The sequence below is a fragment of the Paracoccus sp. J55 genome (assembly GCF_000513975.1).
Lineage (GTDB): Bacteria > Pseudomonadota > Alphaproteobacteria > Rhodobacterales > Rhodobacteraceae > Paracoccus.
On the sequence record NZ_AZVA01000034.1, the window covers coordinates 32,020 to 45,663 of the forward strand.

The following is a 13,644-nucleotide window of genomic DNA, read 5'->3' on the forward strand; positions in this document are numbered from 1 at the left end:
CGCGCAATAGCGCAGCCTGCCATACATGTGGCCCTTGCGGATGCGCGATCAACCCCTGGCGAGGGCCGGCATGAAGCCGCCGGCTCTGCGGGCGCCGACCGGCGGGATCACGGTTCAACGCCCCGGACGCGCGCAGCGCCGCGCAGGCGCTGCGGGGGCACCGGCGGCCCGATCACGCGAAACCGCGATGGCCGAGCGGCGCAGGAATCAGGCCGCAGCCGTCTCCGCCGCCTTCCCGGAGGGCGTGACCGACGCCTTCTCCGCGGGCTTGTCCGAGGCGATGCGCTTCTGCTCGGCCGCCTGCACCGTCCTGGTCGAGGCGATCTCGATCCGCCGCGGTTTCATCTCCTCGGGGATTTCGCGCCGCAGGGTGATGGTCAGCAGCCCGTCATGCAGTTCCGCCGCCTCGACCCTGACGTGATCGGCCAGTTCGAAGCGCCGCTCGAAGCCGCGGACGGGAATGCCGCGATGCAGGTATTCGGCCTTGTCGTCGCCTTCCTTGCGGCCGGTGACGATCAGCATGTTGCGCTCTTGCGTCAGCGAAAGGTCGTCCTGCCGGAAACCGGCCACGGCCATGCTGATACGATAGCTGTCCTCGCCTTCCCGGGCGATGTCATAGGGCGGCCAGCTTTCCGCCGCATTGGCGCGCGAGGCGGTTTCGAGGGCGTTCAGGAGCCGGTCGAATCCGACGCTCGACCGGAAGAGCGGGGTGAAGTCAAACGTGGTTCTCATAGCCACATCCTCCTTGAGCAACATGGGTACAAGCATTTGATCTTGCCGGAAGACGCCCGGCAGGCAGGCCCCGGACCCGGCGGCCCGCAACAGGCGATTTAGGACCGGATCGGCCGGATTCAAGTCCCCTGGCCGCGCCGGCACCGGCGGCGAGGCCGCGGGCGGATGCCGGGCGCCGCTTCGGGCATCGCGACCGGCCCGCCGGGGCGCTTCGGCGCGTCTGGCCGGGCTGCCGCGGCGCCCCGCTCTCGCCGCGATCCGGTCATTCCGCGACCGGGTCCATGCCCATATGGCACATCCGCGTCCGCAATTCGTGGCGCAGCCCGCCAGGTTCCAGCCGGATCACGCTTTCCCCCATGAAATCCTGCGCCAGCGCCTGCTCGATGATCATCGAGCCGAAGCCCCGCGCCGGGCTGGGGGCGACCGGGGGGCCGCCCGTTTCCGCCCAGACCAGCCGGAACGGCTCGGCGCTGCCCGGCCGCCCGCCGCTCCAATGCAGGTCGACCATGCCGCCCGGCACCGACAGCGCACCGTATTTCAGCGCATTGGTGGCCAGCTCGTTCAGCGCCAGCGCCAGCGTCAGCGCCTGCTTCGCCGACAACCGCACCGGAGGGCCCGCGATGCGGAAACGCCGCTGTCCGCTGCGGAACGGCAGCAGCGCCTGTTCCACCACGGCGCCGATCTCGGCATCCAGCGCATGGGACTGGGTCAGCAGCGATTGCGCCTGCGCCAGCGCGCCGATGCGCTGGCGCAGCACCGCGCGCGCCTCCTGCCCCGAATGGGTCTGCAGCGTCTGGTTGACGATGGCCGACACCACCGTCAGCGTGTTCTTCATCCGGTGGCCCAGCTCGCCGTTCAGCAGCCGCATCTGGCGGCTGGCCTCGACCTTGCCGGTGGTCTCGATCACCGTGTCGATCATGCCGCGCACCACGCCGGTCTCGTCGCGGATCGGGCTGTAGCAGAAGGTGAAATGGCATTGCTCGGGATAGCCGTAGCGGTCGATGACCAGCGAGAAATCCTCGATGAAGGTGGCCTCGCCGGCATAGGCGCGCTCGGCGATGGGGCCGATCTCGGGCCAGGCCTCGCGCCAGATATCGGCGAAGGAGCGGGCGAGCACATGCCCCTTGTCGCCCAGGATCGGCCGGAAGGCGTCATTATACAACGAGACCAGCCCGGGCCCCCAGACGATGCATTTGGGGAATTTCGAGTTCAGCGCCATGCCGACCGCGATCTTCAGCGCCGAGGGCCAGCCGTCGGGCGGGCCAAGCTCGTTTCTGCTCCAGTCATGGGCGCGAATCGCCCGGGCCATCTCTCCGCCACCGTCCAGAAAATGCACCGAACCGCCCATTCCCCCACCTTTCCGTGCCACCCGCACCCGTCCCGCCGCCGGGTTCGTCCCGGCGCAACGCAACAACCCCCGCCCGGGTTGCGCAGGCAGGGGCCGGACCGCCTCCGGAGGGCGGGTGACAGGAATGTCGGACGCGGCCGGTGCGGACGTGGGGACGGTTCCGTCCGGCGGCAAAGCCTCTGGCGAACCCGGCACAACATGCGCCCTGCCGCCGCTTGGCCGGATCGGGCCGCGCCCTCCGCGCCAATCCGCAGAGGGAACAACCTGGCCCTCCGGCAGGTTCCTTTCCCGATGCAAGCCGAGGGACGTCCGATACATCACGAGGAGACCCGCAATGTCCGCACCACGCACGAATCTGGAAAAGCAGAAACGCCGCCACCTTGTCCCGATCATCGGGATCATCGCCGTCGTGCTGGTGGTGATCGCCGCCTTCCTGTGGTGGTTCGACGACGAGACCAGCAATCCCGAGATTCCCGGCCAGGTGCCGGGCCCCGTGGACGAGATCACCGAGCCCGCCCCCGCCGGAACCGGCACCGAAACCGGAACCGCGCCGCCCGAAACCGCGCCGCCGCCTGCAGAGCCGGCGGAATGAACCACCGGCGCGGCCGCCACCTGTCCTGAGGGCCGGGCGACCGGAACCATGCCCGGCGGGGAGAGCGTCGCAGGCGCCTTTCAGGCCCAACCCCGCGGCTGGCCAAGGGAGAACCGGCAGCCGGAGGGGGCGCGGGCGCCGGTCATTGGCGCCTTGCGATGCCGGTCCGGGCGGTATGCGCGGGCGGCTGGCAAGGTCCTGCGGCCAGCAACGCCACCTAGGCGGTCACGCGCAGGATCGCCGCCCCAGCGCGCCAGCAGCAGGAAATGCATGAAGCTCAAAGCACACCCCAGACCAGCCGGCTGCTTGCAAGCCGAAGCCCGGCCGGCGAGCCGGCAGTTCCGACCGCGCGCAGAAAGGAACGGTGGTGATCGCCGCGAACAGGCTGAACCAGCCCGGGCCCCCGCCGTCCACCGCAACGACGCGGTTACGGGCCGCGAGAAATAGATGCTGAACATCGGCGTAGCGCCGCCGCCCGGATCCTCTGCAGGTCCGCGCGGCGGTCCAAGGCGCCCTGCAACACCCTGCCCGCCATGACCGGACCCGAAACCAGGTTGATCTCGCGATTCTCGATCCCCGGGGCCGCATCTGCGCGCAAAGCCGGAGGCAGGGCACCGGCCAGTCCGATCCCGTCACCGGGAGACCGGCGTCTCCGGCTCGACCCTGATCCGGCGGCGCTTGGCGCCGGTTTCGGGCGGCAGGCCGTGGTGAAAGGCCAGCTCGGGCAACGCACAGCCCAGGCGCCGCGCCATGGCGGCAAGGCCGGTGCGCAGCGCCGCCTCGGTTCCCCAAGCCGCGCCGTCCAGCCAGAGATGCAGCACCGCGCCGCGCTGGATGACCCGATAGTCCCGCAGCGCCTGCGGCAGGCAGGCGATGGCGGTGCGGATCGCCTCGGAAGTGACCAGACGCGGACCCGTGGCCGAGGTCCACCACAGCATGTCGTCCTCGCGGCCCTCGATCCGGGCGATGCGCTGGCTGGCGCAGCCGCAGGGGCAAGGCTCGGGATCGGGGATCAGCACGTCGTCCAGCCGATAGTTCAGGATCGGCAGGCTTTCGCGGGTGAAATCGTGGACGATCGGACAGAACGCGCCCGTGGCCCTGTCGATCACGTCGCGGTCGATGCGCAGCCAGCGTTCATTCAGGTGCAGGTGGCCCAGCCGGCAGGTCATCGCCAGAACGCCCTCGGTCGCCTGATAGACCTGATCGACGCGAATGCCGAAGGCGCGTTCGATCAGCGCCGCATCCTCGGGCGACAGCGTCTCGGCGACCGAGATCACCCGGCGCGGCGCCAGGGCCAGCCCGCCCGCCGCCTGCCGTTCGGCCAGCAATGCCAGGATGCGCGCGGGCGCGATCAGCACGCTGGGGTTCAGTTCGGCCAGCCGGGGCAGATGCGCCTCGAAAGGCGACAGCAGGTCGAAGAAGGCAAAGCGGACCAGCGCATTCGACAGGCTGCGATACAGCGCATTGTCGGCGCGCATGAAAAAGGCCACGCGCTGGCGCCGCCACAGTTCCGGCCAGTAGCGCCCCAGCATGATCGCGGCCCAGAGCCGCCTTTCCCGCGGCGTCGCCAGAAACAGCCCGCGCTGGCCCGAGGTGCCGGTGGACAGCCCGACCGAGACATCGCCGATCAGCGGACGGAAATCGCGGCTGGCCTCGGCGCGGATGGCGATCTGCATCGCCCTGTCGCGGTCGATGCCGCAGGTGTTGATGGCCGAGAAATGCGCCATCAGCCGCGCCTTGTCCATGCGCGGCAGCGCCTCCAGCGGCCGGTCGGCCATGCCGCGATAGAAGGGCGAGCGCGGCATGACCTGCGCGCTGAACCGGCGGAAGGCGGCAGCGTGATGCGCCTCGATCCGGGCGCGAGACGCGAAGCCGCGGCCATGGCGGCTGTGCAGGAAGGCGGTCAGGCTCATGGTGCGGTCTCGGGGCAATGCGACGGGTCGATGGCGATGTCGGGACGGCGCTGCATCAGGGCGCGCAGCCGCGCGAAGGTCCGGCGATAGGCGGCGGCATCGCCCAGGCGCGCCAGCACCGGGCCGGGCGGCGGCCGGTTTCGGCGCAACGGCGCCCGGCCATAGGCGGCATCGGCGACCAGGAAGCGCGCGGCCCCGGGCAGCCACAGCCCCGTCTGGCCGGCGCCGTGGCCGGGCAGCGGCACGGCGATCAGCCGACCGTCGCCCAGCAGGTCGTGGCCTTGCGGGAATTCGGGCAGGCCGGTGGGGACCGCCGGCCGCGCCTCGACCCTCTGCGGATCGCGCGCCAGGATCGCGTCGCGCAGAAGCGGCGGACAGGCAGCGCGCAGGCTGGCCAGATCGCCGAGCGTCCGCAGCTCGGCAATCGCCGCGGCCGAAGCCATGACCGGAATGCCGGCCGGCAGGTCGATCAGCCCGGCGCTGTGGTCGGCATGCATATGGGTCAGGAACACCAGATCCGGCAGGCGCGGCAATTGGCGCAGCAACTGCTCCTGCCCCGGCAGCCGGACAGGGGTCAGCCAGCGATAGAACCGCGCCGGAAAGCCGCGCGTCGCGGCGAAAAAGGCGGGGCCGTAGCCGGTATCGACCAGCACGCAGGCGCTTTCGGTCTGGATCAGCGTCGCCAGCGCCGGAAACCGCGCAAAGCCTGGGCCGGGCAGCCCGGCAGCCCAGGCCGGGGCGCGGCATTCGCCGATCTTCAGCGTGGTCAGGCGAAGCATTCCGCCACCCCTTCCTCGAACCCCACCCGCGGCCGATAGCCCAGATCCCGGCGCGCGGCCGAGATGTCCAGCGTCAGGCTGCTGCCCAGCGAGGCCACGGCCTGCAGGGTCAGCCGGGGCTCGGCCCCGCCGCGCATCCGCGCCAGCCGCTCGGAGGCCCCGGCCAGCCAGCGCGCCAGCCCGTGCGGCAACGGCATGCCGCGCAGGCGCAGCCCGCCGCGATGCGCGATGATCTCGGCCAGGTCGCGGAACCGGAAAGCCTCGCCCGAGGTGATGTTCCACACCCCGCCGCGCGGGCCCGAGGCGGCCAGGATCATCCCCCGCGCCGCATCGTGGCGATGCGTCAGGTCGATCAGCGCCCGGCCGCCGCGGATCATCGGCACCCGGCCGCGGCGCATGGCCTCGATCAGGCGCGGCAGCAGCGCCCGGTCGTGGCGGCCGTAGATGGCGCGCGGACGGATCGCCGTGCAGGCCATGGCACCGGCATGGGCCAGCACCATCCGCTCGGCCTCGCGCTTGCTTTCGGCGTAAAGCGACAACGGCCGGGCCGGCAGCGGCGCATCCTCGGCCAGGTCCAGCCTGTCGGTGCCGTCGGCATAGATGCTGGGCGAGGAAGCAAGGACGAAGCGCATGACCCCTGCCCTTTCGGCGGCCTCCAGCAGCCGCCGGGTCGCCAGCACGTTCGCGGCATGGAACTCCTCCCGCGTGCCCCAGGCGGAGCTCAGCGCGGCGCAGTGGAATACCACATCGATGCCGTCCAGCAGCGGGCCCAGATCGGCGCGGACCAGATCGGCGGCGCGAAAGCCGGGCAGCGCCACGGGCTGGCGCGCGGTGGTGCCGACATCCCAGCCATGGAGCGACAATTGCTCGACCAGCGCGCGGCCCAGGCAGCCGCTGGCCCCTGTCACCAGCGCGCGCATCAGAACCGCACCAGCGTACCGCCGAGCGAAATCCCGGCCGAGGTCCCCATCAGCAGCGCGGTATCCCCACGCACCAGCCGCCCCGAGCGCACCGCATGATCCAGCGCCGTCGGGATCGAGGCGGCGATCTGGTTGCCGGCGCGGGAAAAGATGTCGATCACCCGCTCGGGCGGCAGCCACAGGTTGCGGGTCGCGTGCTGCAGCGCCTGGGCGCTGGCCTGATGCGGGATGACGCAGCCGATGCCGTTCAGCCCGACATCGGCCTTTTTCAGCAGCCTTTGCAGAAAGCGCGGCAGATAGCGCAAGGCAAGCTTGAAGGCCTTGCCCCCGTCCATGTGAAAGCGGTCCTCGCCCGGCGCGATGCCGCGGGCCGGATTGACCCGCGTGCCGCCGGCCGCCAGCACGCAGGCGTCGTGGCCATGGGCATAGGTCTGGAAATCATGCGCCAGAACCGCGCCCTTGCCGCCCGCCTCGACCACCACGGCCGCGGCGCCGTCGCCGAAGATCGCCGCGGCCTCGGGCCGCTTCCAGTCCAGCCCGACCGAGGCGATGTCCGAGGAAAACACCAGCACCCGCCGCGCCCGGCCGCATTGGACATGCATCGCCGCAAGGTCCAGCGCCTGCAGGAAGCTGAGGCAGGTGGCATTCACGTCGAAGGCCGGAATGCCGGACCGGCCCAGCCCCAGGCGATCCTGCACCAGCGTCGCGGTCGAGGGGATCGGCTGCTCCATCACCCCGCAGGCGCCCAGGATCATGTCCAGGTCCCGCGGCGCGCAGCCGGCCATCTCCATCGCCCGGCGCGCCGCCTCGGCGCCCATGAACGAGGTCGTCTCGTCCGGCATGGCGACATGGCGCGAGGCGATGCCGAAGCGCGCTTCGCATTCGCCCGGCGCCCAGCCCATGCGGTCGTCGATATCGGTCGAAAGCAGGACCGTGCGGGGCAGGTAGCTGCCGGTCCCGATGATCGTGAGGTTGATCGGAGGCATCTTGAGGCACCATTACTGAACAATGTTCATTAACGTTGACAAGCGCGGCGATTCCTGTCAAGCATATTTTTGAACACAGTTCAGGAACGCCATGGCCAGACCCAGACAATACGATCACGACGCCCTGCGGACCCGCACGATCGAGGCGGCCAAGCTGCTTCTGGAAGAGGGCGGACCGGCGGCGCTGACCGCCCGCGCCCTGGCGAGTGCGGTCAAGACCACGCCCGGCACCATCTACAACCTCTTCGACAGCATGAGCGCGGTGCTGCAGGAGGTGAACCGGCAGGCGCTGGTCGATCTGGCCATCGCCGTGGATGCGGTGCGCGAGACCGATCCGCGCGCGCGGCTGCTGGCGCTGGCCGAGGTCTATGTGACCTTCATGCTGGATCGCCGCGCGGTCTGGCGCGCGCTGTTCGAGGGACCGCGCATCTCGAACAATTTTCCCGACTGGTATCTGGCGCAGATCGACGGGCTGATCGGCCGCATCACCCAGCCGGTCGCGGCCTTGCAGCCCAAGGGCGACCCGCGCCTGCTGGCCGAGCAGCTGCTGCTTTCGGTGCATGGCATCGTGGCGCTGGCGGCCATCGACCGGCTGGACCTCATCACCAAGCAAAAGCCCATGGACCTGGCGCATGCGGCGGTCGAGCGCATGATCGCCGCTATCCGCGCCGGGGCCGAGTGATGCCTGCGCTGCGGCACCGGCCATGCGCGGCGCGCTGATCCTGGGCTCGGCCCGCTGCGGCTCGACCCTGGTGTCGCAGATCCTGAACGCGCATCCGGCCGTCCTGTCGGTCTCGGAGCTTTTCGCCGCCGCGGGGCATAACGCCTTTCGCCCGGCGCATCTGGATGGGGCACGGTTCTGGGCGCAGATGGCCACGCCGTCGCGCGCCATGTCGCAGGTGGCCAATCCGGATGCCGCGCCGTCGGAATTCCTTTACGGCCGGGTTCCGCAGCCCGCGCATGACCCCTGGCATTGCCCGCCGATCCTTGCCGTCGCGCTGCCGCATCTGAGCCGCGACCCCGACGCCCTGTTCGCCGCGCTGGCCGCGCAGATGCGCCGGCGGCCCCAGGCCCCGCTGGCCGCGCATTATCGGGCGCTCTTCCAGGCGATGGCGCAGCAGATCGGCGGCCGCAGGATCTGGGCCGAGCGGTCGGGCGGCTCTCTCGTCGCCGCGGCGACGCTGCGCGGCATGTTTCCCGATGCGGCGCTGGTGCTGCTGACCCGCAGCGGGCCCGAGACGGCGCTGTCGATGCGCGACTATCCGGCGGCGCGGCTGGCGATCTGGTGCTGGCGGCGGCTCGGGCCCCTGGGCCTCGACCTGCTGCACCCGCGCCGGCATTTCGGGCGCGGCGCGCTATGGCCGCTGGTCGCCGCGGTCGGCGGGCGTTCCGGCGTCCGCCGCATCGTCTCGCAGCGGCCCGGCCTTGCCGAGACCGGGGCCTTCTGGTCGGCGGTGATGGTCCGCGGCCTGCGGGGCCTGCAGGGCGCCCGCCCGCTGATCCTGCGCTACGAGGATCTGTGCCGGGAACCGGGCATCTGGATCGAAAGGCTGGGGCTGCATCTGGACGCCGGCGCGCCCGCCGCATGGCTGGACCGGACGGCAGGCATGCCGCAGCAGCGCCCGTCGCGCCTTGCCGCCCTGTCCGCCGACGAGCGCCATGAGCTGGAGCGCGCCTGCGCCCCCGGCGAAGCGGCGCTGGCCGCCTATGCCTCGGGCTTGTCCGCCGGGGCCGCCCGCCTGCAAGGGTGATCCGCCACGGCCGGCGGGCGGCCTTGGCGCGCCACCCGCCGCGACGCGATGGCGCCGGGGCATCCCGGGGCCGCGCAATCGCCAGCGCGGATCACGGCAGCGGGATGGCATTCGCGGGAAAATTGTGGAAACTTCGGCCCTTCAGGCGCTTTTCGCGCCGAGTCGAAGTCTTCGGCGCCCGATCGATCCGCAAAAGAGAAAGGGACGCATGTCACAGACACCCGCACAGGACAAACCCATCGGCCAAGGCCACGAGGACGATCCCGGCGACCTCCTGCGAGAACAGGAGGCATTGGCCGGCCATCACGACCCCGATACCAGCATCGAGGCCCTGCCGCAGCCCGAAGGACCGACCGAGATCATCACCACCGATTACGAGATCGGCCAGGACAATATCGAGGGCGTCAAGCTGGTCGCCTTCGACATCCACAACCCGGTCTTCGTGATCTCGGCCGCGACGGTGGTGGTGTTCACCGCCGTCACGCTGATGTTTCCCGCCGTGCTCGGGCCGTTCTTCGGCGGCTTGCGGGACATGGTGACCGGCCGGTTCGACTGGTTCTTCCTGATCGCCGGCAATGTCTTCGTGCTGCTCAGCCTGGGGCTGATCCTGTCGCCTCTGGGCTCGGTCCGGCTGGGCGGGCCCGAAGCCAGGCCCGATTTCAGCCTGACCGGCTGGTTCTCGATGCTGTTCGCCGCGGGAATGGGGATCGGGCTGATGTTCTACGGCGTCAGCGAGCCGCTGGGTCATTTCACCGCCGCCCTGGGCGGACCGGTGGTCGAGGGCGGGCTGCGCACCGACTGGGCGCCGCTGGACGGCGCGGCGGGGGATGAGCTTGCCGCCCGCCGGCTGGCGATGGCCGCGACGATCTTCCACTGGGGCCTGCACCCCTGGGCGATCTATGCCGTGGTCGCGCTGGCTCTGGCGCTGTTTGCCTATAACAAGGGGCTGCCGCTCACGCTGCGCTCGGTCTTTCATCCGATCTTCGGCGACAGGATCTGGGGCTGGCCGGGCCATGTCATCGACGTGATGGCGGTGATGGCGACGCTGTTCGGGCTGGCCACATCGCTGGGAATCGGGGCCGAGCAGGCTTCGGCCGGCTTCGGCTTCCTGTTCGGTTGGAGCGCCACCGACACCTCAAAGATCGTGCTGATCATCGCGATCACCGCCGTGGCGACGACCTCGGTGGTGCTGGGCGTGGAAAAGGGCGTCAAGCGCCTGTCCGAGATCAACATGGTGCTGGCCCTTATCCTGCTGTGCTTCGTGATCTTCGCCGGGCCGACGGCCCAGATCGTCAGCGGCTTCTTCGGCAACCTGGGCGCCTATGCCGCGAACATCCTGCCGCTGTCGAACCCGTTCGGGCGCGACGACGACAATTTCCGGCAGGGCTGGACGGCCTTTTACTGGGCCTGGTGGATCAGCTGGTCGCCCTTTGTCGGCATGTTCATCGCCCGCGTCAGCCGCGGCCGCACCGTGCGGCAGTTCCTGGTCGCGGTGCTGATCGTGCCCTCGATCATCTCGGTGCTGTGGATGACCGCATTCGGCGGCACGGCGATCTCGGTCACGCTGGCGGGCTTTTCCGGCGTGACCGAGGCGGCGCTGGAATTGCAGCTGTTCCAGATGCTGTCGCAGCTGCCGCTGACCGCGATCACCAGCTTCGTGGGCATCATCCTGGTCATCGTCTTCTTCGTGACCTCTTCGGACTCGGGGTCGCTGGTGATCGACACCATCGCGGCGGGCGGCAAGATCCACGCGCCGATGCCGCAGCGCATCTTCTGGTGCAGCTTCGAGGGGCTGGTCGCCATCGCGCTTCTGCTGGGCGGCGGGCTGACGGCCCTGCAGGCGATGGCGGTCTCGACCGGGCTGCCTTTCACGCTGGTGCTGCTGGGCGCCTGCTGGGCCATCGTCAAGGGCCTGATCGGGGAACGGCGAGAGCTTGCCTGACCCGGCCGCGCCGTAGCGGAGCGGGCGGGCCCTGGCCTGTCCGTTCCGACGGCACCGACCGGTGGGATGCCGGCTGGCGGATACCCGGTTCACCCGTGGCCGCGCAGGAGGCCGCGCGGTCAGCCTGCTGACGGGTGGGAGCCGGCAGCCGTCGCCGGTGAAGTAATAGCCCGGATATTGCTGGAAACAGGTCTCCATGAAACGCTGGTGGTCGGCCCAGACCGTACGCATCTGACCCGGCCAGCTGTCGGCGATGCACAGCCGATCGGCCGCGGCGTCCAGCGCGCCGGCATATCAAGGCGCCGGATCAGCCCGTGCCGGATTTCCGCCGCCGCCTGCAACGCCGAAATGCAGCCGAGGAAATCGCCCTTGGTCAGCATCTCGCGCATCAGCAGGATCGAGCCTGCCTCGATGATGCTGTTGGCCGGCGCCACCCCGGCATCCATGAAAAAGGCATCGACCACATGCACGGGCTGGATCGCGCGCCGTCGCCGAAAGGCGGCCAGCGCACCGGGCAGCAGGACCGAACGCGACATCGGCAGCGCGCCGATGACGATCTTGCCGACCGCCTGCTCCAGCTCGTGAAAGGCCAGCCTTGCGGCCTGCGGCAGGTCGCGCGCGGCCCGGCTGGCGACGAGGCCGAAGGGGGTGCGCTGGAACAGGGGCCGCCCTGCCTCTTGCTCAAGCTGCGAGATGGCGCGGTGAACCGTCGGCTGCGACAGCTCCAGCGACCGTGCAGCGAGGGTGAAGTTCTCGAACTCGCAGACGCGGATCAGGGCGATGAGCTGCGCGTGACTGGCGTCAGCCGCAACCGGGGCGACAGCTCGACCAGCGGCGGGTCCAGCGCGCGGCAGGGCTTCTTTCCGACCCGGCGGGGCGAAATCCTGGCCAGGCGGAGCCGGCGGGCCTTTGCCCGGGCGAAAAAGGGCTGGGCGCGCCGCAGCTCCACCTGTTCGAGCCGCACCAGACCGAGCAGATGGGCTGGAAGCCCGAAACCTTCCTGGACATCACGCCGGTCTGGGACATCCGCCACCGCCCGATTTCATCCGGGGCGGAGCCGTCGCCACATGCCATAGAGATCGCGGGGATCGTCGGGATCGGCCAGCAGATCGAGCCGGTCGAAGAAATCGGTGCCCTGCACGCGAGCATGGACATAGCGCAAGGCGCTGAAATCCTCGATGGCAAAACCGACGCCATCGAACAGCGTGATCTGCTGATCGGACAGGCGACCGGGACACCGGCCGGACAGGACCTGCCATAGCTCGGTCACCGGGAAATCCTCCGGCATCTGCTGGATTTCGCCCTCGATCCGGGTCTGTTCGGAAAATTCCACGAAGACGTCCGAGCGCAGCAGGATGTCGCGGTGCAGCTCGGTCTTGCCGGGGCAATCGCCGCCGATGGCGTTCACATGCATCCCCGCGCCGACCATGTTGTCCGTCAGGATCGTCGCGCATTTCTTGTCCGCGGTGCAGGTGGTGACGATGTCGGCACCCTCGACGGCGTCATGGGCGGTGCGGCATTCGGTCACCGAAAGCCCCGCGGCCCGCAGGTTCGCCGCCGCCTTGCGGGTTGCCGCCGGGTCGATGTCGTAGAGCCGGACCCGGTCGATGCCGCAGATCGTCTGCAGGGCGATGGCCTGGAATTCGGCCTGGGCGCCGTTGCCGATCAGCGCCAGAACCCGCGCGTCCTTGCACGCCAGCGCGCGCGTGGCGACCGCGGACATCGCCGCCGTCCGAAGCGCGGTCAGCAGCGTCATCTCGGCCATCAGCAACGGATAGCCGGATGCCACCTCGGACAGGGCGCCGAAGGCCACCACCGTCTGCAGTCCCCGCCGCTGGTTGACGGGATGTCCGTTCACATATTTGAACGCATAGTGCCGCCGTTCCGAGATCGGCATCAGCTCAATCACCCCCTCCGCGGAATGGGAGGCAAGGCGCGGCGTCTTGTCGAACTCGTCCCAGCGCAGGAAGTCGGCCTCGATGCAGGCCGCCAGTTCCTCGAGTGCCAGCGGCAGTCCGATGGAATGCACCAGCCTCGCCATGTTTTCGACGCTGACGAAGGGGACACGGGCACGATCCGGCAAGAGCATGGCGAACATCATCCTGGGTGGGTTTCGGATCTGATCGATGACGAGCGATCTTCAAACCTGTCCCGATGGCCCGTCGCAAGGTCATCGGGAGGTTTCATTCTAGGGCATCGGGCGGCGGAACGGGACGAAGATGCCGCGTTCCCTAGAACACCAGCGTCAGGTTGACGCTTGCGTTGAGCGCCGAAGGCCGGACCGGGGCCAGCGTCGGGTTGTCGATATAGGTGATCGCCGATTGCAGATAGGCGCCCTGTTGCAGCCGGTAGGTATAGGAGGCGAGGAAGCTGGTCGAGCTGGAAGCCGCCTCCAGCCCCTGAGAACGGCGGTGAGAAATTCGTCCACGGTAGCGGTGGCTTGGTGCTGCTGCGGGCGGCGTAAAAGTCGTCCACCTATTCCCTTTCTGCGGCGGCAGGGAGGGCGTGAGGATTTACAGCGTGGACCTATATCTGAGAGTTCGCCAGGCTTGCGCGGAAGGCATGAGCCAGCGGGAAGCGGCGCGGGTGTTCAACATCTCGCGTGACACGGTTGCGAAGATGATGACCTTCTCGGTGCCACCGGGCTACCGACGGACGGCCGAGGTCAGGCGGCCAAAGCT

At 69.6% G+C, this 13,644-nt stretch carries 13 protein-coding genes and 1 pseudogene; 4 read left to right on the plus strand and 10 right to left on the minus strand.

What is annotated here, in order from left to right:
• Nucleotides 1-207 precede the first annotated feature (207 nt).
• A complete protein-coding gene (locus tag PARJ55_RS0117760) occupies nucleotides 208-732 on the minus strand; it encodes an Hsp20 family protein (protein WP_028714246.1) in 525 nt (174 codons plus the stop codon).
• A gap of 262 nt (nucleotides 733-994) precedes the next feature.
• Nucleotides 995-2,080: a sensor histidine kinase gene (locus PARJ55_RS0117765; protein ID WP_028714247.1), complete on the minus strand. Its 1,086-nt coding sequence runs from the start codon at nucleotides 2,078-2,080 to the stop codon at nucleotides 995-997.
• 334 nt (nucleotides 2,081-2,414) lie between these two features.
• Here PARJ55_RS0117765 and PARJ55_RS22470 point away from each other — a divergent pair, with 334 nt between their 5' ends.
• Nucleotides 2,415-2,672, plus strand: a complete 258-nt coding sequence (locus tag PARJ55_RS22470; RefSeq protein ID WP_036698908.1) for a hypothetical protein — start codon at nucleotides 2,415-2,417, stop codon at nucleotides 2,670-2,672.
• A 632-nt stretch (nucleotides 2,673-3,304) separates the two neighbouring features.
• Here PARJ55_RS22470 and PARJ55_RS0117775 read toward each other — a convergent pair.
• Genes PARJ55_RS0117775 through PARJ55_RS0117790 form a run of 4 tightly spaced genes read right to left on the minus strand, consistent with a single transcriptional unit; the run spans nucleotide 3,305 to nucleotide 7,270 of the window.
• Entirely contained in the window at nucleotides 3,305-4,585 is a 1,281-nt protein-coding gene (locus PARJ55_RS0117775; RefSeq protein WP_028714248.1) for a F390 synthetase-related protein, read from the minus strand.
• Nucleotides 4,582-5,364, minus strand: a complete 783-nt coding sequence (locus tag PARJ55_RS0117780; RefSeq protein WP_028714249.1) for an MBL fold metallo-hydrolase — start codon at nucleotides 5,362-5,364, stop codon at nucleotides 4,582-4,584. The genes PARJ55_RS0117775 and PARJ55_RS0117780 overlap by 4 nt, the downstream gene beginning before the upstream one ends.
• Nucleotides 5,352-6,284, minus strand: a complete 933-nt coding sequence (locus PARJ55_RS0117785) for an NAD(P)-dependent oxidoreductase (protein ID WP_028714250.1) — start codon at nucleotides 6,282-6,284, stop codon at nucleotides 5,352-5,354. Before PARJ55_RS0117785 ends, PARJ55_RS0117780 begins: the two co-directional genes overlap by 13 nt.
• Nucleotides 6,284-7,270, minus strand: a complete 987-nt coding sequence (locus tag PARJ55_RS0117790) for a 3-oxoacyl-[acyl-carrier-protein] synthase III C-terminal domain-containing protein (RefSeq protein ID WP_028714251.1) — start codon at nucleotides 7,268-7,270, stop codon at nucleotides 6,284-6,286. Before PARJ55_RS0117790 ends, PARJ55_RS0117785 begins: the two co-directional genes overlap by 1 nt.
• Nucleotides 7,271-7,361: 91 nt before the next feature.
• On the opposite strand from PARJ55_RS0117790, the gene PARJ55_RS0117795 reads away from it, so the two are divergent.
• The 3 genes from PARJ55_RS0117795 (at nucleotide 7,362) to PARJ55_RS0117805 (ending at nucleotide 10,963) form a co-directional block, all read left to right on the plus strand.
• Nucleotides 7,362-7,952 (plus strand): TetR/AcrR family transcriptional regulator, encoded by a 591-nt coding sequence (locus PARJ55_RS0117795; RefSeq protein ID WP_028714252.1) that lies wholly within the window; start codon nucleotides 7,362-7,364, stop codon nucleotides 7,950-7,952.
• 22 nt (nucleotides 7,953-7,974) lie between these two features.
• Nucleotides 7,975-9,021, plus strand: a complete 1,047-nt coding sequence (locus tag PARJ55_RS0117800; RefSeq protein ID WP_028714253.1) for a sulfotransferase — start codon at nucleotides 7,975-7,977, stop codon at nucleotides 9,019-9,021.
• A 208-nt stretch (nucleotides 9,022-9,229) separates the two neighbouring features.
• The gene (locus PARJ55_RS0117805) at nucleotides 9,230-10,963 is read left to right on the plus strand and encodes a BCCT family transporter (RefSeq protein WP_084637903.1); all 1,734 of its coding nucleotides are present in this window, start codon (nucleotides 9,230-9,232) and stop codon (nucleotides 10,961-10,963) included.
• Between the two features lie 119 nt (nucleotides 10,964-11,082).
• Here the strand turns inward: PARJ55_RS0117805 and PARJ55_RS24365 are convergent, their stop codons facing one another.
• From PARJ55_RS24365 to PARJ55_RS0117820, 4 genes and pseudogenes are all read right to left on the minus strand, one after another.
• A complete protein-coding gene (locus PARJ55_RS24365; protein WP_198019379.1) occupies nucleotides 11,083-11,499 on the minus strand; it encodes a hypothetical protein in 417 nt (138 codons plus the stop codon).
• A gap of 141 nt (nucleotides 11,500-11,640) precedes the next feature.
• Nucleotides 11,641-11,817 (minus strand): annotated as a pseudogene (locus PARJ55_RS24885) (LysR family transcriptional regulator); the annotation flags it as partial.
• Nucleotides 11,736-11,996 carry a hypothetical protein gene (locus PARJ55_RS24835; protein WP_198019380.1) on the minus strand — a complete coding sequence of 87 codons (261 nt, stop codon included), beginning with the start codon at nucleotides 11,994-11,996 and terminating at the stop codon, nucleotides 11,736-11,738. The pseudogene PARJ55_RS24885 and the gene PARJ55_RS24835, both read right to left, overlap by 82 nt.
• Before the next feature lie 9 nt (nucleotides 11,997-12,005).
• Nucleotides 12,006-13,052 (minus strand): ornithine cyclodeaminase, encoded by a 1,047-nt coding sequence (locus tag PARJ55_RS0117820; protein WP_198019381.1) that lies wholly within the window; start codon nucleotides 13,050-13,052, stop codon nucleotides 12,006-12,008.
• Nucleotides 13,053-13,644 lie beyond the last annotated feature (592 nt).

Excerpts from the sequence above, each read along its gene's own strand:
- PARJ55_RS0117790 (WP_028714251.1), bottom strand. The coding sequence starts at position 7,270 with ATGCCTCCGATCAACCTCACGATCATCGGGACCGGCAGCTACCTGCCC.
- PARJ55_RS0117795 (WP_028714252.1), top strand. The coding sequence starts at position 7,362 with ATGGCCAGACCCAGACAATACGATCACGACGCCCTGCGGACCCGCACG.
- PARJ55_RS0117760 (WP_028714246.1), bottom strand. The coding sequence starts at position 732 with ATGAGAACCACGTTTGACTTCACCCCGCTCTTCCGGTCGAGCGTCGGA.
- PARJ55_RS22470 (WP_036698908.1), top strand. The coding sequence starts at position 2,415 with ATGTCCGCACCACGCACGAATCTGGAAAAGCAGAAACGCCGCCACCTT.
- PARJ55_RS0117765 (WP_028714247.1), bottom strand. The coding sequence starts at position 2,080 with ATGGGCGGTTCGGTGCATTTTCTGGACGGTGGCGGAGAGATGGCCCGG.
- PARJ55_RS0117780 (WP_028714249.1), bottom strand. The coding sequence starts at position 5,364 with ATGCTTCGCCTGACCACGCTGAAGATCGGCGAATGCCGCGCCCCGGCC.
- PARJ55_RS0117820 (WP_198019381.1), bottom strand. The coding sequence starts at position 13,052 with ATGCTCTTGCCGGATCGTGCCCGTGTCCCCTTCGTCAGCGTCGAAAAC.
- PARJ55_RS0117805 (WP_084637903.1), top strand. The coding sequence starts at position 9,230 with ATGTCACAGACACCCGCACAGGACAAACCCATCGGCCAAGGCCACGAG.
- PARJ55_RS0117800 (WP_028714253.1), top strand. The coding sequence starts at position 7,975 with ATGCGCGGCGCGCTGATCCTGGGCTCGGCCCGCTGCGGCTCGACCCTG.
- PARJ55_RS24365 (WP_198019379.1), bottom strand. The coding sequence starts at position 11,499 with ATGTCGCGTTCGGTCCTGCTGCCCGGTGCGCTGGCCGCCTTTCGGCGA.
- PARJ55_RS0117775 (WP_028714248.1), bottom strand. The coding sequence starts at position 4,585 with ATGAGCCTGACCGCCTTCCTGCACAGCCGCCATGGCCGCGGCTTCGCG.
- PARJ55_RS0117785 (WP_028714250.1), bottom strand. The coding sequence starts at position 6,284 with ATGCGCGCGCTGGTGACAGGGGCCAGCGGCTGCCTGGGCCGCGCGCTG.